Here is a 21495-nt window from a genome sequence, read left to right on the forward strand (position 1 = left end):
AAGCAGAAACGGTTTATGTCGCATAAATGTGCTCAAGTTTGGGGGTAAATAAGATCTTTTTTCGCTGCAGTAAAGCAAAAAACGCAGCGATTTCTCTCTGCGTTTTTTGTTATGCGGTACTAAAATTTATCTGAGCATTTTATATTAAGATTAACGTTACAATTTAAATTGTGAGGTCGCATGGCTAAGCTCATTAGCAAACCCATCTAATCCTTCTGAAATCCCCTGCACTTGTGCAAGAATACCCAGTGTTTGATCAAATGAAGCATTCATTTCAACTACGTTATTGGCAACATGTGCAGCAACTAAAGACTGCTGTTCTGTAGCTGCTGCTATATGGGTATTCATACTGTTAATACTGACAATTTTAGATTGAATTGAACTTAATGCTGCACCGGTATCTTTGGCATAACGCTCGTTTTCTGATGACTTAGCAATGGCCACATCCATGGTGCTAACCGATGATTCAGCCGCTACTTTAAGCTTTTCTAATACGCCACGGATCTCTTTAGTCGCGTCGGCAGTTTTAGACGCCAGTGCACGAACTTCATCAGCAACCACGGCAAAGCCTCGTCCATGTTCTCCCGCTCTGGCGGCTTCAATGGCAGCGTTTAACGCGAGCAAGTTGGTCTGTTCTGCAATAGAGGTAATCACGTTCAAAATAGAGCCAACACTTTCGGTATCTTTGGCTAACTCATTGATAGAATTTGATGCGAGTTCAATACCTGAATTAAGTTCTTGTGAAATTCTCACCGTGCGCTGCACTACCGCTAAACCTTCCGTTGCCTCACGTTCAGCAACTTGTGCAGCTTCAGCCGCTTGTTGGGCACTGTGTGAAATATCATTGACCGAATGACGCATTTCTTCCATCGACATATGCACAGTTTTAGCATCGTGACTTTGTTGCTTAGTCGCTTTAGTTGCAACCGCCATGCGCTCTTTTAGCGATGATGCACTGTCTAGCAATGGTTTAGTCACACTCACAACGCTTTGAATTGACTCAGCAAGTAAGCGTAAAAATCGATTAAAGTTGCTTGATACCTGCCCTAATTCATCAGTCCCGACAACCGTCAGTTGGTGACGTAAATTGCCTTTACCGTCAGCTAATTCACCTAATGAGTTGGCCACATCACCCGCAGCGCCGCTAATGGCACGCGCAATTGAAATAGTTGAAAGAGCCATAAAGACCAATAATGCGACCCCTATGCCCAATGACAGGTATAAACTCTGTTCAGAGCGGTCACCCGCTTCTTTAATAGTAGAGCTAAACTCTGCCACTTTATCGGCCTTATAAGCCGTGATCCCATTCGTTAAGCTTTCGAATATTTTGGCTTTTTTCTGACTAATTTGCCCCACATCAGCCATATCAATAGTACCGTCTAGCATTCCTCTAGCCAGTGACAGTGTCATGGTATTGTATTCGTCTAGGCTGTTAGATAATTGCGATAACAATGCACTTTCGGGCTGATCAATAGTTGATAGATTGGTTAAGTTATCTTTGAGTGAAGAAAAGGTTTTCATGGCGTTCCCGAGCAAATCTTCATCGGCAAAGGATACTGATTGGGTATACAACTCATCTAATCGTTGGACAAATATGACATTTTGATTTGCAAGCTCAACACGCTGTGCAACTTTGGTCTCCATGAAAGATAATGTGTCACGGTTTTTATTAATCGCAACGGTGCTGATGCCAAGGTTAACGGCAAAAATAATCACTGATAAGACAAAAATCAGTCCTACCTTTTTAAAGATCGACATGTTACTAAACCAATTCATATTTCGCCCCTAAGCGATAATCAAATGAAGATAAAGCAAACGTAAAACTTCTTAATGCAGCGACCAAAATATTGTTATTAAGGCTATTGATGCCTGTGCTCGCTCCTTGAGTTTGTATGTGCTGTAAAAATACCGCTTAACGCTATTCTTTAGTCAATTAACTATATGTTTTATTGTTATAAGCATCTTTGATAATAAGAGCATAATTTTATTTAATCTTAACCAAGTATAAATTTTTGTTGCTGTAAATCACGAAGTTTTCAATGTATATCGGTGTAAATCAATATCGGCCTAACATCAATATACTTGAAATTTTTCTAATATATCAATTTGTTTGTGCTTATTTATAGACGGTTAATCCACTCACTTAAAGACTATAAATCAATATAACAACAAAAAACCCGCAAAAGCGGGCTGTTTTTGGTTCATTGAGGCGATTACAGCACCTCATTAAATGGCTATTGCAACATTTTATGCGGCTTGAACATCTGCTTCTTCTGAATGTCTTATTAAATAATCAAATGCTCCCAATGATGCTGTGGCGCCGCTACCCATGGCAATAATGATTTGCTTAAAGGGGATATTAGTGACATCACCCGCAGCAAAGACACCAGGAATTGATGTTTGACCACGCTCATCGACAATAATTTCACCGCGAGGAGTCATATCAACCACACCTTTTAACCACTCGGTATTAGGCACTAAACCAATTTGTACAAAGATACCGGCTAAGGTTACGGTATGACTTTCACCACTGGCGCGATCGGTGTAAACCAAACTGGTTACACGAGTACCATCACCTTTAACTTCCGTGGTCATGGCTTGGGTAATTATCGTAATATTCCCCATTGATTTAGCTTTACGCTGTAGCACTTCATCGGCACGTAATTTACTGTCAAACTCAAGTACAGTGACGTGTTCGACGATGTTTGCTAGATCAATAGCCGCTTCAATACCTGAGTTACCGCCGCCAATAACCGCAACTCGCTTACCTTTAAATAACGGACCGTCACAGTGTGGGCAATACGCTACGCCTTTGTTACGATACTCTTGTTCACCAGGGACATTCATTTCTCTCCAACGTGCACCGGTTGCTAAGATAATCGTTTTACTGCTTAAGGTGGCGCCACTTTCAAGCGTCACATCAAGCAGACCGTTTTTAGCTAAACTCAACGCACGTTGGTTTTGCATAATATCGACGTCATAATCTTTAACGTGAGCCTCAAGGTTCGCCACCAGTTTTGGACCTTCGGTTTTAGACACTGAAATAAAGTTTTCAATTCCGACCGTCTCGGCCACTTGGCCACCAAACTTTTCAGCAACTATGCCGGTATTTAACCCTTTACGAGCTGAATAAATGGCCGCTGCGGCGCCTGCTGGACCACCGCCCACGACTAACATATCAAAAACCGACTTTTTATTGAGCTGCTCGGCTTGTCTGCTAGCGGCATTTTTATCTAACTTATTCAGTACTTCAACAACGCTAATGGCGCCCACAGAGAAGGCTTCGCCGTTCAAAAATACTGATGGCACTGACATGATATTGCGATCGCCCACTTCCTGTTGGAATAACGCACCGTCAATCATCACGTTAGTAATGTTTGGGTTAATTGCTGCCATCATATTAAGTGCTTGGATCACTTCAGGACAAGTTTGGCAACTTAACGAAATATAGGTTTCAAAATGGAATTCACCTGGTAGCTGACGGATTTGCTCAATGATATCCGCATCCAACTTAATCGGATGGCCGCCGCTGTGTAATAGTGCTAGCACCAGTGAGGTAAATTCATGGCCCATTGGCAAACCTGCAAAGGTGATATTAGTTGCAGCTTGCGGGTTAATCACACTCATACTTGGTGTACGTTGACCTTGCTGATAAGTCACTGAGACTAGATCTGATGAGTCAACAATGTCCTGGGCTAGGCTGGTGAGTTCTTTGCCTTTGTTTGAGTCATCTGCAGATACGACAAGTTCAACTGGGCGCTTGAGGTTTTGCAGATAGGTTTTCAGTTGATTTTTTACATTCGCATCTAACATAACAACTCCTAAAAATGGGAAATAATCGATGAATTTACAAGATGCTAGTCAGTGCCGGGGGAACACCGACTAGCTGGAGATGATATTCCTAACCTAAGGGTTATCTTAGTGGTTAGATTTTACCGACTAGGTCAATTGAAGGAGCTAATGTTTCTTCACCTGGCTGCCATTTTGCAGGACATACTTCGCCATCGTGAGTTGCAACATATTGTGCAGCTTGAATTTTACGAACTAGTTCAGAAGCGCTACGGCCAATACCTAGGTCATGAATTTCAGCTACTTTAACTTGACCTTCTGGGTTAATCACAAAAGTACCACGTAGTGCTAAACCGTCTTCTTCAATCATCACACCAAAGTTGCGAGTGATTGCGCCAGTTGGATCACCTATCATTGGGTAAGTAATTTTACCTATAGTGTCTGAACTTGAATGCCAAGCTTTGTGAGTGAAGTGAGTGTCAGTTGATACTGAGTAAACTTCAACGCCCATTGCCTGTAGCTTCTCATAATGATCAGCCATGTCGCCTAATTCAGTTGGACATACGAAAGTGAAGTCAGCTGGGTAGAAAAACACTACTGCCCATTTACCTAATAAATCTTGTTCAGTAACGTCAACGAAAGCACCATTATGGAATGCAGTTGCTTTGAACGGTTTGATAGTGCTATTGATGATAGATTGTGTCATGTCATGCTCCATTTAGATTTACATTAAACCCGATACCAATATGGTTTCGGTGATGATAAACAAACTGTGCTCGTCATCTGATGTAGCTATAATAGCGATGGAGGCTAACTAAGTATAACGGATAAAAACTATCACCCTAATCGGTTTTTCATATTGAACTATCTTTGAGAGACTATTTGTATGAAGGGTATAAATCATCAACACCGAGTACGCTTTAAAGCTGGTACTCGATTAATGATGTTTATTGGTGGATGTTATTCCCAAGGACCAAATCGTGTCAGCACGCGGCTAACATTAATATCGAGCTTTTGTGAAAGGGCTTGTAAATCTTGCTTATTATTTGCGGCAGAAAAACAATTGGCTTTATTGGTGGCAAATACCACCCAATTCCCACCACCGGTTAAACAAGCAAAGACTTGATTAAAATGCTCATGAAGCGTGTCACGTAACTGTAAGTCTCGACTGTGTTCTTTCCAACAATTTAATACTAAAAAGCCATCCGTTTTAAGCAGCTGTTTTGTTTGCTGAATAAATTGGTTAGACAACTGTTGTTTATCTACGCCTTTGTCGCTGTAGATATCAGCAAAAATAACATCGACTTTTTTATGCTCTGCTTGGGCTAAAAAGACATAGGCATCTTGGTGCACTATGGTCAGTTTTTTACCTAAAGGTAATTGAAAAAAGCGTTTAGCCACTTCAATAACTTGCTGGCGCAATTCAACTGCAGTAATTTTAATCGCTGCATCAAAATGCCTAAGGGAATGCACGAGTGCACCACCACCTAAGCCTAAAATAATCACACTTTTGGGTTGGCTGAATAACAGCACTGCTAACATGGCCTGAACATAAGTATGTTGCGGTACATGAGGTTGACTCTTATCCATCTTACTTTGCTCATCATTATCACCAAATGATAAGACCCGATAGTCGCCATCGTCGAGCACACAAAAATCACCAAACCGATCACCGTCGACGTGCAATACTTTATAATCAGACATACTTCACTCTGTGAGGAGTCTCGCCAATACGTGACAGCAAGATTTTTCTACTTTAAAACCTTATTATACCCCAGAATACAGTATAAAGTTGGCGACAAGTGATACAGATAACTCGCAGAATTAAATTAATACGACCAGATAGGAAATCGACATGTTTAACCATTTATTGATGATAATTTTGTATTTGGCGGTGTTCTTTCTAGCCCAGCGACAGGTCAAAAAATGGATCCGTCAGCAAGCACAAAAGAAACAAGTCAGCGAGGTTCGTAGCCGTTTGATTACTCGTTTAATTTCTTATTTGTTGTTTTTTGTGACGATATCCGTCATGGCGGTGTCATTAGGTTTAGGCTATCAAGAGGTGTCGCTATTTGTGTCTTCAGCCTTTGCGGTATTAGGCGTGGCCCTATTTGCTCAATGGTCGATATTGAGCAACATCACTGCTGGTGTGTTGATCTTTTTTGCATTTCCTTATCGTATTGGCGATCGCATAAAAATTGTCGATAAAGAAGAGGATATGAGTGGCATTATTGTCGAAATCAGTTTGTTTCACGTATTGATCAAACGGGATATCGGCGATGTGATGACTTACCCTAACAGCTTGATGCTCCAAAAAGCGGTGATTAAGTTACCCGAACCACGCCACCCTAGTTCACTTGCAACAAGCAACAAAACCAAGGCAAAGATTAATGCAAGTAGAGCAAAATGGCTTAAGTAATCTTTAGGTATACCCAGTGGTGTGATTCATATCTGACTGATAGTCACCAATGCTCTGCTGGCTTAGCCATGCTAACAACAATTTCGGCTTAATAATGCCGTAATAAGTAGAGAATCGATACATAATCTTATTAACATTAACTGGGCTTATGTATCGAATAGAGTAATGCCTGCTTTATTTAAGCCCATATTTATACTCAGACTTAAGCTCTGCGCAGACATATTGCGGTGCTAGTTTAATACTCGATGGAAAAACGCTACGGCTTGCAAGTACATCTGCAGCGCTAAAGCGGCATCAAAACGCTCACCTTCATCGCGCATAAAAGCGTGTTGAGCATTGACTTCAAGCCAAGTAAAGTTTGCATTCACTTGTTCAAGCTTTTGATAAATAAGCTTACGACCTTCTTTAGTCACATGTGGATCTTGTTTACCAAAGACCATCACTAACTCGCCTTTTATGCTGCCAGTACGAGCCAATGAATCATTGCCCTCTTTACAAGGTAATGTATTGGAATGAATATCTGTAGGATACAAACAAAAAGCCCCGCTAATATCAGGATTAAGCGCTGCTCGATAGGCTAAATGACCACCAATACATACTCCCATAGCGCCAACTTTATCACTGCAAAATGACTGTGCACGCGCAAAATCGACAAGCGCTTGAGTGTCACTGTCATGTTGCTCTAACGGCTTAGCCCACTTGTCTGCATTACCTTTATCTTTACCTACGTCGTCATACGCCAACACAGTTCCGATAGGGTTGAGCTCATGAAACACTTCGGGTACTAACACCACAAACCCATGCCCAGCCAAGATCGCAGCAGATCGAGCTATCGGAGCAGTTTGCTGGAATATTTCTGAGTAGAAAATGATAGTCGCAAATTGGCCTTTAGTATCCGGACGATAAAGCGTGGTACGCATTAAGCCCGTGGCCGTTTTAATATCGTAAGTTTCAGTTGTTGTAATCATAATATTCCATTTATTTCACATTATACCCAACACAAGGTTTTACCCAACATAATGGCAATTGCCAGCGTATGTCCTATGCATTAGTAAGCTGATGTTTGTCGTGAGTTGATATTAGTGAGCTGCAATTCCTGCGCACTATAGCAAATTAAAACAGCTCATTATTACAAACTTGCCCTGTGATCAACTGAGTCACATTGGTTAATGTTGTTGAGGCGATCGAGTTCAGCGCTTCTTCAGTTAAGAAAGCTTGGTGACCGGTAAAAATAACATTGTGGCAAGCCGATAAGCGGCGGAAGATATCATCTTGAATAATTTCATTTGATTTATCTTCAAAAAACAGCCCTTTTTCATTTTCGTATACATCAAGTCCTAATGAACCAATTTTGCCATCTTTTAACGCTTCCATGGCATCCAATGCATCTAATAATCCACCGCGGCTGGTATTAATCACCATCACGCCTTGCTTCATTTGATTAAAGCTAACATTGTTGAGTAAATGATGATTATCTTTGGTCAATGGACAATGCAAACTGATGATATCGCATTGAGGATAGAGGGTTTCTAATGAAACATATTCGACACCAAGATCAATAACAGCTTGGTTTGGATAAGGGTCAAATGCCAATACTTTACAGCCAAAACCTAATAAGATTTTAATGGTGGCTAGGCCAATTTTACCCGTACCTATCACGCCAACGGTTTTGCCAAACATATTAAAACCGACAAGCCCCGATAAAGCAAAGTTAGCGTCGCGAGTGCGCTGATAAGCTTTGTGGATTTTACGATTTAACGTCAACATGAGTGCCACTGAATGCTCAGCAACAGATTCTGGTGAATACGCGGGCACATTGACCACTTTCATGCCTAAACGCTCAGCAGCCACTAAGTCAACGTTATTAAAGCCAGCACAACGCATAGCAATAATTTTTGTACCACCTTTGGCCAACTCAACTAATACTTCTTCACATAAGGAGTCATTGACGAAAGCACAAACAACCTCATAGCCTTCCGCTAGTTTGACGTTTTGCATGCAAAGTCGGTAATCAAAAAATTCAATATCAACCTTAAAAGTTTGGTTAATACTGGTGAAATGGCGAATGTCGTAAGGCTTGGCGCTAAAAAATCCAATTTTCATAGGTATCCAAATTTACTAATAGCGAATTGATGAGCAAATCATCAATATGATCAGCCCCTAGATATGAATTAATTGTATGTGAATTAACGGTTATTGTCGTCAATATCACACTGAATAACGATGAAGTTGTGATCTAGATTCTCTCTGGTGAAGAGCCTTTAAGGATAGTGACTGGCAATTCAGTGGATTTGGTCATACCGATAATAAATCTGTCCCGTTCGCCACACTAATATTCCATGACCATAATCAATATTAGAGTCAAATACTAACCATATTGAAGGAAATAAAATTTGATCCACCAGCAATATAATCACATTGATAATAAAAAGAACTGCTGCGTATATCACTGTTTTTACATATTGAAATTGCTAATATTAGCGCAATGTTATTAAGCCCACGACACTATGAATCATAAAAAAAAACTACCAGTCTCAAACCGTCGTTTTTGGATCGAACGGATCAGTAAAACGTCATTAAGAGCACTGCATATTATCGGTATAGTGGGCAGTGGCGGCGGTATTATCTTTAATCTTGAATTATCTCTATGGCTTAATTATTGGATTATAGCGATTACATCTGGCGTACTGCTAATGAGTTGGGAAATCATTAGAGATTGGCGCTGGTTAATCCAACTCAAAGGAGTATTAACCTTATTTAAAATCATATTGTTAGGATTTTTTATTCAAATAAGCCAATGCCATTCTGAATTAATCATCTTTATTATTTTATTATCTGTTATTGTATCTCATGGACCCGCCGGATTGCGGCATTATTCGATAGTGCACCGGAAGGTGATTCAGAGTAAAAAAGAAATAAAAGGCTAATACCCAACTATAAATGACTTTAAGGACATGGGATGTTCCCTTACCCAGATCAATATCGCATAGCAATGCCGCCAATGACGACCGCTTTTATGGTGGCTTGGGCAATAGTGACTCATGCCATTTTTGCTGATGCTAGTCCATTTTCGCTTTATCCTCTGCTGGTGCTATTTCCCGCAGTGATCGCCACACACCTGTATTTAATTTGGTTAGCAAAAGGCATGAGTCGACTTGATCAATGTTTTTATGCATTAGTGCATATCCCGCTCGCATTTGTCGTGTGGACGTTTACCATAATGCACGTTAACGGCAATGCATTCTCTTAAGTCGCCACTCTCAGTACCATTCTATACTTGCACATCATAAGCCCTAAAGGTATCTTTGCCGCGAATTGACTCACGAGAGCAACTATGGCTGATTTCATATACAACCCACCTACCAGCCCTTGGCTGGATATTTTGTATCAAGATAAAGATATTCTGGTCGCAAACAAACCCTCTGGACTGTTATCGGTACCGGGAAGAGAAGCCATTTATCATGACAGTATTTATGCGCGGGTTTTAGCTGAACACCCTAATGCCCAAATTGTACATCGCCTAGATATGGCAACCTCTGGGGTGATTGTCGTCGCACTTAGACGCAGTGCAGAGCGTGAATTAAAACGTCAATTTCGTGATAGAGACACGGCCAAAACTTATTATGCTCGAGTTGCCGGCCACATGAAGCCTAGTATCACTCAGGTTGATTTACCACTCATTTGCGATTGGCCTAATAGACCCAAGCAAAAAGTCGACCACGCCATTGGCAAACCTTCGGTAACACTTGTCGAAGTTGTCAGTTACGGTGCTAAATCAACGTTAGTAAAACTCACCCCAATTACGGGACGTTCTCATCAACTGAGAGTTCATATGATGGCGTTAGGGCACCCGATCCTTGGCGATGGATTCTATGCAGATCCTTTAGCAAAAAGCTTATCACCTAGGTTACTGCTGCATGCGGCAGCATTATCGATAACTCATCCGTACTCACGACAAGCAATGCATTTTGAAGCAGCCGTCACGTTCATGACGCCAACCGATGAACAGTAAAAATTAAACATTATTAATAAATATGTGGATTGTAGTAGCTATTACGCAATGAAAGTCGTAGATTTATGGCCAATTAATGGTTTGTTAGGCTTAATATCGTGGATAGCTCATTTCATCGTGATGAATTAGACAATCATATTCTTACCGCACTGATGCAAGATGCCAGAACACCTTTTGCGGAACTGGCGAAACGTTTCAATGTCAGTGCAGGGACAATTCATGTTCGCGTTGAAAAAATGAAACAAGCTGGCATTATCACCGGCGCACAAATTACCGTTAACCCCAAAGCACTGGGTTATGATGTTTGCTGCTTTATTGGCATCAATTTAAAGAGTGCTGGCGATTATCCAGCAGCGATTGCCAAGCTAAATGAATTAGAAGAAGTGGTAGAAGCATATTATACCACTGGTAATTACTCGGTATTTGTAAAGGTAATGTGCCAATCTATCGATGGATTACAGCATGTGCTGATTAACCGTATCCAATCAATTGATGAAATCCAGTCTACTGAAACACTTATTAGCCTTCAAAACCCTATTGTCCGATCGGTAAAGCCCTAAATCATTGAGGGCTTAATCTCTTTCCCCGTCTGTATTACCTTCAGAATTGTCAAACTCTACAAGTGCATTTCATAACCTAAATCACAAACCTACACATACTTATTAACAATTAATTGCCTTTTTTTTAAATCGGAGTGTTACTTTTGTTAATTCTTTGTGCTACAAATGCTGTTGATGCACCACAGAGTGCAACACATAAGCAGAAATTAATATAAACACCATCACTTAATATACATCGTCTTAAAACGATATCCTCCCCCCCACATTGAGTGATGTATAAAACAAGGAAGAAGTTGTGAAGACAAAATTAGCTCTAGCCATTTCGGCTGCACTGATATCAAGTGCGACTTATGCAAATACACAATATAGCTCTGACCAAACAGGCATTGAACTGCTGTCCGTTAAAAATAACAACAAACCAACAGTAAGACAAAACAACGTAGTAGCTCCTCAACGTTATATTGTTGAATTAGAGTCGCCTGCAATTGCAAAGTACCAAGGTGGCATTTCTACTTTAGCCTCTACAGCTATTAAAGATAAAAATAGCAAGCTAGACATTCAATCAGCTCCAGTTAAAAGTTATGCATCTCATTTGCAAGCAGAGCAAGCAGCATTTACAAAAGCACTTTCAAAAGTGGCTTCAAATGCTAAAGTTGAACGTCAGTTTAAGACATTATTTAACGGTGTAACCATTGTTAGCCAAGGGTTAACTGTTGAACAGATCATGGCTATTCCAGGGGTTATCTCTGTATACCCTGAAGCAATGTACGAAACAAACATGGATGCTTCACTTGGCATTATTAATAGTCAAGCGATGTGGAATGCTGTTGATGGTATGGAAAATGCCGGTAAAGGTATCCGTGTTGCAATTATTGATGGTGGTATTCGTCCTGAAAACCCAATGTTCTCAGGAGAAGGTTTTACCGCTCCAACTTCTATGATGCCAACCGATGACTATTGTTCAACGGTTGATAGCTCATTCTGTAACGATAAACTGATTGTTGCACGTTGGTCACAACCAACGTTTGCGGTATGTCCAGATGAATACATGAGCCCATTAGGCTACGGTGGTCATGGTACTCACGTTGCTGGTACCGCTGTAGGTAACAAAGTAGATACCACTTTCCAAGGTGTTGACGTTACTTTATCAGGTGTTGCTCCAGCCGCATATTTAATGGCTTATAAAGCACTGTATTCTAAAGAAGATTGTTCTGGTGGCAGCGGTTCTAACATTATGCTGATGGAAGCATTAGAACATGCTGTTAATGATGGTGCAGACGTAATCAATAACTCATGGGGTGGTGGAGCCGGTGCCGATCCAGCAAGCAGCCCATATAAAACAATGTTTGAAGCTGCTGAAGCTGCTGGTGTTGTTGTTGTAAGTGCTGCTGGTAACGATGGTAACGCAGCTAAATCAGTTGGTTGTCCTGGTTGTATTGAATCTGGTATCACTGTAGCTAACAGTACTACTGGCCGTTATTTTGCTAACAGCTTCAATGTTGGTGGTGATGATTTATTAGCGGTTCCAGGATCTGATACCATCATTGAGATGGATATTACTGCTCCAGTTATTTTAGCTCTAAACATCGATGCTGAAAACACTGAAGGCTGTGATGCATTTGCCGCTGATTCGTTTAAAGATGGCATTGCGTTGATTTCACGTGGTACTTGTAACTTTAGTGATAAAGTAACTAATGCTCAAAACGCAGGTGCTAAAGCGGTTGTGGTATACAATAACCGTGCTGGTGCTCCAATCACCATGTCAGTTCCAGGTATTACATTCCCTTCAGCTATGATCTCACAAGATGATGGCATGGCAATTGTTGATTCAATGGGTGACACTACGATTCAAGGTACTATAGGTTCTGAAATTAAACGTATTATCGCAAGCAACCTTGCTGATACGATTAATCAGTCTAGCTCTCGTGGTCCAAATGGTAATGAAAACATTCTCAAGCCTGATCTAGCTGCTCCAGGAACAGATATTTTATCTGCTTTCTCACCAGACGATGGTGGAGAAAACTTTAACATGATTACTGGTACCAGTATGGCCAGCCCACACGTGGCGGGTGCTGCTGCTTTATTAAGCCAGTTACATCCAGATTGGTCATCAATTGATATTAAAACAGCATTAACATCAACATCTAAAATGGATGGTATTTTAGATGATGACGCGTCAACACCTGCAACTCCTTTTGATATGGGTGCTGGTCGTATGGATCTTGATGCTGCAGCAAAAGCAGTATTAACATTTGATAAGCCTTCAATTGCAGCAGACTCTTGTGTCGGTATCTGTACATTTACTCGTACTGTTTACAACAAAGGTGATGAAAAATCATCTTGGGCACTTTCAGCAAATTCTGATACTGCTGGCCTAATGATTTCTCCATCAACACTTGAACTTGAAGCGGGTGCATCTGCAACGTTTACCGTTACTGTTGATTCAACATTCAGTGAATATGGCGATTGGATCTTTGGTAACGTAATGATCACCAGCACTGAAGGTAAGCAAAATGCTCATCTTCCATTAGCTGTATTAGCTAAAGAGTCTAGTGATTCATCATTAATCTCTACTTATACAACTGATACTGATATTACTGTTGCAGATCCTTTCACTGTAAAATCTGTTGTTAATAATACCATGTTCGAAAATACTGTTACTGTGACAGCTTCTGCTCCTAAGGGCACTAAGCTTACATCGAAAGATGATGTATCTGTTGTCCTGAATGGCGCTTCGCAAAATGGTCTATCTGTTGATGAGAATACTGGCGTTATCACTTGGGTTGGTTCAATGGACTTGCCTGAAATGGTTACTTCAAGTGGCTCTGGTTCATACCCAAATATTACAGACCTTGGTTTAAGCCAAACACCAGCTTGCCTAGATGGTTGTGATGAAACGACATTTGTATTTAACGTACCAGCCTACAAATACAATGGCCAAACTTATACTCAAATCACAATTTCTGATAACGGTATAGTTATCCCTGGCAATAGTTCAACTGCTGGTACTTATGCTAATAAAGAACTACCTGACAGCTCAAATCCAAATAATATCCTTGCACCATTCTGGTCAGATTTTGATTTAAGTGATGGTACGGTTGGCGACACTGGTGGTGGAGCTATCTCTATTGGTGTAGTGAGCACTGGAAGCGCTTCATTCTTAGTTGTTGAGTGGAATGATGCACAGCTTTATGGTGATTCATCAGGTGACAAGTACAGCTTCAGCGTTTGGTTAAAAACTGGCGATACTGAAGAAGTGACGTTTAACTACTTCGACATTCCTGGTATGCCAGCTAACGTAACCATAGGTGCAGAAAACATCAGTGGTACTATCGGAACGACTTATTACTACAACGGTGTAGGTTCAGCTGTTACTAACGATGATTATGTTGAAGTTAGAGCATCAAACTCTGGTAGTGTTGAAATCGGCTATAAAGCTATGGTCACTGAGTTTAGCTTCGGCCAAGCTGATGCGCCGTCACTTGATGAAGACACTTCTATGGAAGGTAATGTATTAGATAATGATACTAAACCAGACCAAAAAGTAGCTCGTACTCAAGTAACGGGTGATGGCATGACAGCTAAAGCTCAACGCTTGATTGACGTATCTCCAGCAGGAAAACTAAGTACTGTTGCTCTTGTTGATAACGTGACTAATGGTGAGCTTACTTTGGCCGCTGACGGTTCATTTACTTATACACCAAAAGCAGACTTCACAGGTACAGACACATTCACTTATACATCTACTGATGAAGAAGGGAATCTGAGCACTCCTGCACAAGTTGTTATTACTGTGACGAACGTAAATGACGCTCCTACTGTTGCACCTTCAGGAATGAATAGTGCCGGTGGTTTCGTTGTAACAGCCAAGGCTAATGGTAAAGATATCGATGGTGATGCTTTAACATATAATTGGGTCCAAACTGGTGGTAAGAGTGTTAACTTTACTAACGGTGGTCCAACAATTAACTTTACGGCTCCTATAGGTAATGACACCTTCACTTTCACTGTAACCGCATCTGACGGCGAACTGACAAGTGCACCTGGTACTGCAACCATTAATGTCACCAAGGAAGAAGAGAAATCTTCTGGTGGTTCTATGGGTTGGTTAACCGCACTATTACTACCATTAGCTGCATTACGTCGTCGTAAGCACTAATTATTAGTCATCATTAATTTGGCATTGCCAAAATGATATAAAAAAACCAGCTGTATTATTCAGCTGGTTTTTTATTAGTTAAAGAAATTAATCAGATAATATTCTTCACCTTAGCTTGGCTAACATAAGCGACAAGTGAGATAACAACATTTACCTTATAGCATATCAACCGATGATTTTTACTTACAAGGTGTCATAATCCATCGATGACCAACCGATGCAAGTCAATGATAGCGAGCAAGGCTAAAAGTTATTAAATAAACGCTCACTATCCCTAACCCCGATCGACTATTCCTCTTCATCTGATTCATCAGCATGAGCTGAAGCCTCAAACATCTCAATATTGGCTAATTGTCCAAACCAGAAATCTGAACTGACCATCTTAAACTGACGTGATAAGCCTTCACTTGTAACAGATTCGAACTGCCATAATATGCCAGTTGCTTCTGGAAATTGTGTGCCGTTAATTTGATCTTCAAATAATCGATGTAATAACACATCGGGAGATAACCCTGATGCTAAAAGACGTACCATAGATGCATGTAGCGACTGATCAAATATGCTTAAATCGTCTGCATCTGTTGCTGTCACATTAACCGTAAACTCAACGCCGGTAGGCTCAGCAAAGACACCATTAAAAGCTTCTCTCAATAATGCATAAGCACTAAAAAAGCCTTCATGAAGCAAGCAATCAGAATATTCTTCCCACATCCTGTCACCAATCATGTCATTACTTAACTGGTCAATTTTACCTTCTGCTAATTCAGTGAATAAATGAGTTAAGACAATTTTAGCGGCTTCGGTGGCCTCTAAATCATTTAAAGACATCATGCACATTTCTCTAAGTTCAGACTCCTCCATATCATCTAAGCCATCATTTAAGCCCATAATAGCCATCAATTGAAGGTAATCTTTATTTGACCAGGCGTTAGGGATCTTGTTGATTTTACGAAAAGAACCAATTTGAACATTAAATTGTGCTGTCATGGAAACTCCTTCAGGTGAGCATCAAAAATTGACGCACATTAGCCAAACTAAAGCCCTGCATGTAAGAGCGCAACACTAGATCAATTTAAAAACAAAAAATGTGAGATAATAATTTACCGATAAAAACCTAAGATACTGATAGTAAATGCTTTGTTTTATATAAATAACACATTAAGCGTTATATTAAAATTTGTTTATATGGTATTAATTTAGTTAACAATTAAACATCATATTGTGAGTTATTTCTTTGGATTAAATATGAAACAGCCAGAAAGTACGTCATTGTTAGCGATGACAATTAGATGAAAAATGAACATTATCAATGAACAGCTGACCTACCCGAACCAGATTTATCACTGCTACGCTTGCCTTTAATGGATCATCCCAACAGTTAGCGTCGTTATGCTCAGCTCAATTTGAAGTCGCCATCATAATTATCTGAACTCTGAATAGGCAAATGTAAATCTTAGTCGCTATAAAGCAATAATACTCAGGCTTTACAATGATCTCATAAGCCAGCAATAAGCATCAGGAGCGTATTTAGGCTTCAGACAACGTCTTACCTTCAACAGATATTCTACTCGGCAGCAACTCATGTGACTCAAAGTCGAGCACCTCCTAATCTTATATAACATATCGAGCGTGACACTCAGCTTTAGTCTTTCAAAACAACCGATATAGTTACATTCAATCTCAACACACAATACAAATTCACCTTGAGATAGCCCTACCTTTTGATGACATGAGTCAACAGATAACCACCCGAATCACCAGTCTAAGTAGCTTTTTAAATACATGGCATAGAACTCTGTTTATTTAAACATACATCCATAATCAAAAAAGCCATGCCAATGCCTAATGTATAAAGCCTGCATAAAAACATAACAAATTGAATTAACGATATTTATATAACAAAAATGCAGTTACGGGAATAATCAGAGCCTAAGTTACCAAAGTGTAAACCGCAAGTTTACATTTAGAGTAATTTATGTTGCCGACTGTGTAATGGTATGATAGGTTAACTGCATGACACAGAAGCGAGCGTTATCTGTTCAATAATTAAAAACGTTAACGACATCAGAAACAGTTGAACATGAAATTAAAACTATAAAACTCAGAGAGGGAAGTATGAACACCATCCACAGAACATTTAGTCGCACTGCGTTGTCGGTATGTATTGCTGCTTTACTTAGTCCAGCAGTTTTGGCAGTAGAAGGCGTTAAGGAAGTTGAACAAACCCCAAAAAATGTTGAACGTATTGCTGTTACTGGTTCAAACATTTTTAAAGGTAGCGCTAACACTTCATCATCCGCCCCTATTACCGAAGTGGGTAAAGAGATGATTGAAGGTATAGCAGCAATTTCTATTGGGGATGTGCTCAACAATATACCTTCGGTAACTTCCGCGATAAATGGGTCAAGTGATAACGTTTCTCTTGGTGGTGCAGGCAGTAATGTCGGCGTGTCAACAACATCACTTCGTAATTTGGGTTCTGCACGAACTTTAGTCTTAGTTAACGGTCGTCGTTATGTATCTGGTGTTTCTGCAAACACGGGATATGGTGTTGATTTAAATTCAATTCCAACCGCAATTATAGAACGCGTTGATGTATTAACGGGCGGTCAATCCGCAATTTACGGTTCCGATGCGATTGCTGGTGTGATTAACATCATCACAAAAAAGAATTTTGATGGCGCAGAAATAAACGCTTTTGCAGCAGAATCCAGCGAAGGTGGCGCAGAAAGACAAAATTTTGATTTTACCTATGGCAAAAACTTTGACTCTGGTAATGCTTGGATTTCCGCCGGTTATGCTAATCAAGAGGTATTGAATTCTTCTGAAAGAGACTTTTCTCGATATGAAATGAGATTTGTTGATACCAACGGCGATGGCATTAGAGATACGATTGCAAGGCGAGATGGACCTGGTCATGTGGATGGCGCTTTATTGGGTTATGGCGATTTAAAAATCTTTGGTAATGGCGATCAATTTAATGCAAACCAACCCTTACTGGACAGTAATTATCAGCCAACTAGTGACTCAGACTGGGACAATCAACATTCTAATCGTACATTAGTCTTGCCATATCAACGCTTTAATATTGCTTCTGGAGTCACTTTCGACATTTCTGAGAAATCAACATTAGAGGTTGAATTAAACTATGCACAAACACAGGCTCGGGTTGATTTAGAAGAAGCACCAATCGATGTTGTCAATAATGTCTTCAGAAAAGGCAATGGCGGCACAACCGGTATCGACGTCGCCACGAGCCCATACTTTGTCGGTAGTAGCGCAGGACAGCAACTTTTAGCTGTGATGGGAGATAACACCTCTCTTGATGGTGTAACCACCAATAGGCGTACTTTTGAATTTGGCAATCGTCTCACAGAAAACCAACGCGATACTTTCCGCGTGGCAGGTAACTATACCTACTACTTAGACAATGGTATGGATTGGCAAACAGGCGCAACGTACGGCATAACTTCACAAACACAACAGAACAGTGGTGACTTCAGCATACCTAATTTGCAACAAGCACTCACTATCGAAGAAGACGGCAATGGTGGATACCAATGTGCTGATGTTATCGCCAGGACTTATGGCTGTGTACCAGTGAATCCATTTGGAACGACTGATAGTTTGGCTGGTCAAGCTGGTATCACTGGTTTTTCCGATGAAGCAATGAAGTATCTTGCAGTTAACACAGGGCAAACAGGTAAAGTTGAACAGTTTGTGGTGAACAGTGTTATGTCTGGTGAATTAGATTTTGCTATCGGAGATGACAACATAGGCTTTGCTGCTGGTGTTGAATACCGAAAAGAATCCGCCGTTGAAAACCCTGATAGTTTCCGTCAACTAGGCATCACCCGTGAAGGCCCTGTTCAACCAATCGACGGCAGCTTTGACGTTGCGGAAGTTTTTGGTGAGCTTTACGTCCCTGTTACAGATTGGCTTAACCTAAGTCTTGCCGCTCGATTCGGTGATTATTCAACAATAGGTACTACTTCAACTTACCGTTTAGGTATCGATGCACCTATCCATGAGATGTTCCGAATTCGCGCGAGCCAGTCGAGCTCAGTTAGAGCACCGAATATCAATGACATATTCTCTACGGGAACAACCAGTGTTGCAAACCCAACGATAGATGTCTGTAATGGTGCCTCCAAGACAGGCACATCTAATATCGACGTGAATTGCACTTCTATCTCGGCAATTTCAAATCGAATGGATACAGATCCAGACGGCCAATATATATTAGTGGGTTCAGAGACAAATAATACCTTAGTGTCTCAAAGTGGTTCACCTAACTTAAAAGCAGAAACGGCAGACTCATTAACATTAGGTTTTGTAATGACTCCGCTAGACAACCTCTCGATTTCGGTGGATTACTACGGTATCGAAATTGAAGATGGTATTACGACCATCACTCCCGATACTATGGTTAAACGTTGTTATGATGTCGATCCATCACAATTTGATAAGACCTGTGATGGCCGAATCGTGAGAGATGTGCAAGATGGTCCGATTCTAAATATTTATTCGACATCAATAAATGCTAATACTATTTCAACCAGTGGCGTTGATTTGGAAGTAGCATATTCACTGGATAACCTGACAGTAAACTTTATTGCTAACTACCTAGCCGAATATGAAATAGATACTCTTACAGGTAAAATTGACAATTTAGGAACGACATTATTCCCTGAATATCGCTACACTATGAATGCCTCATATAACATCACAGATGATTTTAACCTGTTTGCCCAGATGACATATCGTGCTGAAACTAAAGGTGTTCTAGGAGAAACGACCTTATCGGATGATCTTAACACTATGGATGCTGTTTACTATGTAGATGTTCGAGCAAGCTACCAAATTAATGATGCGGTAAATGTGTATATTGGTTCGAATAACTTACTCGATCAACAACCAGATATCCAAGCAACAAGTTCAGCAGTTGGTACCAATACAACACCTCAAGCTTATGATGTTATTGGTCGCCAACTCTTCGCCGGTGTTAAGTTGACATTCTAATAACTAAAACGGCATGCAGCATATTTTATAAAGCATGCCTTACACGCAATTTGAGAGCCTTAAAACCTAATCAGTGCTGATTAGGTTTTATTTTTAATAACCACTAAGGAGGGGATGTTGAAGCTTATTAACTTACTAAATTTGTTAATAGCATCATTATTGTTAACAGTTGATGCTAATGCTGCAGATAAAATGACCCATTATCCCCAACAAAATGATTCATCATTCGACAACACGCCACAGATTTCATGGATAAAGGCTGGTCAGCTACCCGTACCCGATGGCTTTTCTGAATCGATTGGTATTTCTGGAGCCTATAGCGGTTTTTTAGGTAATTACCTCATTGTCGCAGGCGGCGCCAATTTCCCTAATGGCCACCCATTTTTTGAACAGGGGGAAAAAGAATTCTATTCGGATATTTTTGTCTTCGATACTACAAATAAATTCGCTAACTTGGTTGCACATGGCCACTTACCTATCAAAGCAGGGCATGGAGCAACCTTAGTCGTCGATAACAGCCTTTATCTTGTTGGAGGTAAAAATAATCAACAAGCCTTCGATTCCATTATAAAATTAACTTTAGATTCAGATTATAAACTGACCACTGAATTGATCGATCATTTACCTTTCACATGGCATTCAGGTGGCGCTGCTTGGCAAGATGGCGACTTGTATATCTTTGCTGGAGAGCAAAATGGCAAAGTAAACAATCGTGTCTGTCAGTACTCTCTCGTCAGTAAGTCATGCATTAATAGTGAGAATATTCCTGCTGTTCCTGGTGCTGATCGTTCAGATTTTCCAGCGATCAATCATAAAGGTCAGTTTTACATTTTCGGCGGTTTGAGTTTTTTGACTGATAACGCTGTGCTAACTGATGCCTATGCTTTTGATTTTAAAAAGTCGCATTGGACAACATTAGCGCCTATCACTTTGGACAAACAGCCTTTTTCGGTAACCGGTGGTGGTGTGGCTACCATTAATGATGATCAATTAGTATTACTGGGTGGTGTAAATCGCGCTATTTTTAATGATGCTATCTATCAATTGACCACACAAAAAAATGAAGGTTTGACGGCTTTTAAACAATATTACTTCAGCTTGAGTGAACAAGAGATCAATTTTAGTCGTCGCCAGATTATTTATAATATCGACAAAGATGATTGGTCTGCACTGACTAATAACGTGCCATTTACTGGCGGAGCTGGACCACTCACTATCACTCAGCAAGGAAATAAAATCTATTGGATTTCAGGTGAGATTAAACCCGTAGTACGAAGCCCCAACATCTATCAAGGTACAGTCTTATAACCCAATAACATGGCGATAAGCTAAATGTATAGGGTGAAACTCTGAATGTATTCTGCTCCGACTATCTATACTTTACTCAGCCTAAAATCAGGTTGTCATTACTGTTAGCCCCCAAGCACTGATCAAATGTCGAACACTAGCATTACTGATCAAGGACAGATATTTGGAGTGCCCTATTAGCGCGTTTATGGCGTGAACGACTACACAGATATCGTGTAACTACACA

15 protein-coding genes are annotated in these 21495 nt (G+C 40.4%); 8 read left to right on the forward strand and 7 right to left on the reverse strand.

The annotated features are described in order from the left end of the window. Positions 1-156: 156 nt before the first annotated feature. The 4 genes from H5123_RS14315 to H5123_RS14330 all read right to left on the reverse strand — a co-directional run bounded on the left by H5123_RS14315 (position 157) and on the right by H5123_RS14330 (position 5493). On the reverse strand, positions 157-1776 hold the full coding sequence (locus H5123_RS14315) for a methyl-accepting chemotaxis protein (RefSeq protein ID WP_124017298.1): 1620 nt from the start codon (positions 1774-1776) through the stop codon (positions 157-159). Between the two features lie 471 nt (positions 1777-2247). Beyond that, positions 2248-3813 (reverse strand): alkyl hydroperoxide reductase subunit F, encoded by a 1566-nt coding sequence (gene ahpF / locus H5123_RS14320; RefSeq protein ID WP_182698396.1) that lies wholly within the window; start codon positions 3811-3813, stop codon positions 2248-2250. A gap of 112 nt (positions 3814-3925) precedes the next feature. Beyond that, entirely contained in the window at positions 3926-4495 is a 570-nt protein-coding gene (gene ahpC / locus H5123_RS14325) for an alkyl hydroperoxide reductase subunit C (protein WP_124017296.1), read from the reverse strand. A gap of 254 nt (positions 4496-4749) precedes the next feature. After that, complete coding sequence (locus H5123_RS14330; RefSeq protein WP_124017295.1) at positions 4750-5493, reverse strand: spermidine synthase; 744 nt, start codon at positions 5491-5493, stop codon at positions 4750-4752. 151 nt (positions 5494-5644) lie between these two features. Here H5123_RS14330 and H5123_RS14335 point away from each other — a divergent pair, with 151 nt between their 5' ends. After that, the gene (locus tag H5123_RS14335) at positions 5645-6208 is read left to right on the forward strand and encodes a mechanosensitive ion channel family protein (protein ID WP_124017294.1); all 564 of its coding nucleotides are present in this window, start codon (positions 5645-5647) and stop codon (positions 6206-6208) included. A 230-nt stretch (positions 6209-6438) separates the two neighbouring features. On the opposite strand, the gene H5123_RS14340 is transcribed toward H5123_RS14335, so the two are convergent. Further along, complete coding sequence (locus H5123_RS14340; protein ID WP_182698397.1) at positions 6439-7176, reverse strand: dienelactone hydrolase family protein; 738 nt, start codon at positions 7174-7176, stop codon at positions 6439-6441. 145 nt (positions 7177-7321) lie between these two features. Then, positions 7322-8311, reverse strand: a complete 990-nt coding sequence (locus tag H5123_RS14345) for a 2-hydroxyacid dehydrogenase (protein ID WP_124017292.1) — start codon at positions 8309-8311, stop codon at positions 7322-7324. A 404-nt stretch (positions 8312-8715) separates the two neighbouring features. Here H5123_RS14345 and H5123_RS14350 point away from each other — a divergent pair, with 404 nt between their 5' ends. From H5123_RS14350 to H5123_RS14370, 5 genes are all read left to right on the forward strand, one after another. After that, a complete protein-coding gene (locus tag H5123_RS14350; RefSeq protein ID WP_124017291.1) occupies positions 8716-9135 on the forward strand; it encodes a hypothetical protein in 420 nt (139 codons plus the stop codon). 32 nt (positions 9136-9167) lie between these two features. Next, positions 9168-9458, forward strand: a complete 291-nt coding sequence (locus H5123_RS14355) for a hypothetical protein (protein WP_124017290.1) — start codon at positions 9168-9170, stop codon at positions 9456-9458. Between the two features lie 84 nt (positions 9459-9542). After that, positions 9543-10220, forward strand: coding sequence for a bifunctional tRNA pseudouridine(32) synthase/23S rRNA pseudouridine(746) synthase RluA (gene rluA / locus H5123_RS14360; RefSeq protein WP_182698398.1), 678 nt, complete (start codon positions 9543-9545; stop codon positions 10218-10220). Between the two features lie 98 nt (positions 10221-10318). After that, positions 10319-10780: a transcriptional regulator AsnC gene (gene asnC / locus H5123_RS14365; protein ID WP_124017288.1), complete on the forward strand. Its 462-nt coding sequence runs from the start codon at positions 10319-10321 to the stop codon at positions 10778-10780. 295 nt (positions 10781-11075) lie between these two features. Then, the gene (locus H5123_RS14370; protein ID WP_182698399.1) at positions 11076-14939 is read left to right on the forward strand and encodes a S8 family serine peptidase; all 3864 of its coding nucleotides are present in this window, start codon (positions 11076-11078) and stop codon (positions 14937-14939) included. Positions 14940-15227: 288 nt separating this feature from the next. Here H5123_RS14370 and H5123_RS14375 read toward each other — a convergent pair whose 3' ends face one another. Beyond that, a complete protein-coding gene (locus H5123_RS14375) occupies positions 15228-15926 on the reverse strand; it encodes a hypothetical protein (protein WP_182698400.1) in 699 nt (232 codons plus the stop codon). 1128 nt (positions 15927-17054) lie between these two features. Between H5123_RS14375 and H5123_RS14380 the strand changes: the two genes are divergently transcribed. Continuing rightward, a complete protein-coding gene (locus H5123_RS14380) occupies positions 17055-19961 on the forward strand; it encodes a TonB-dependent receptor domain-containing protein (protein ID WP_182698401.1) in 2907 nt (968 codons plus the stop codon). 114 nt (positions 19962-20075) lie between these two features. Continuing rightward, positions 20076-21269 carry a cyclically-permuted mutarotase family protein gene (locus H5123_RS14385; protein WP_182698402.1) on the forward strand — a complete coding sequence of 398 codons (1194 nt, stop codon included), beginning with the start codon at positions 20076-20078 and terminating at the stop codon, positions 21267-21269. Positions 21270-21495: the final 226 nt, after the last annotated feature.

The sequence above is a fragment of the Shewanella sp. SR43-4 genome, assembly GCF_014163845.1.
Classification (GTDB): Bacteria; Pseudomonadota; Gammaproteobacteria; order Enterobacterales; family Shewanellaceae; genus Shewanella; species Shewanella vesiculosa.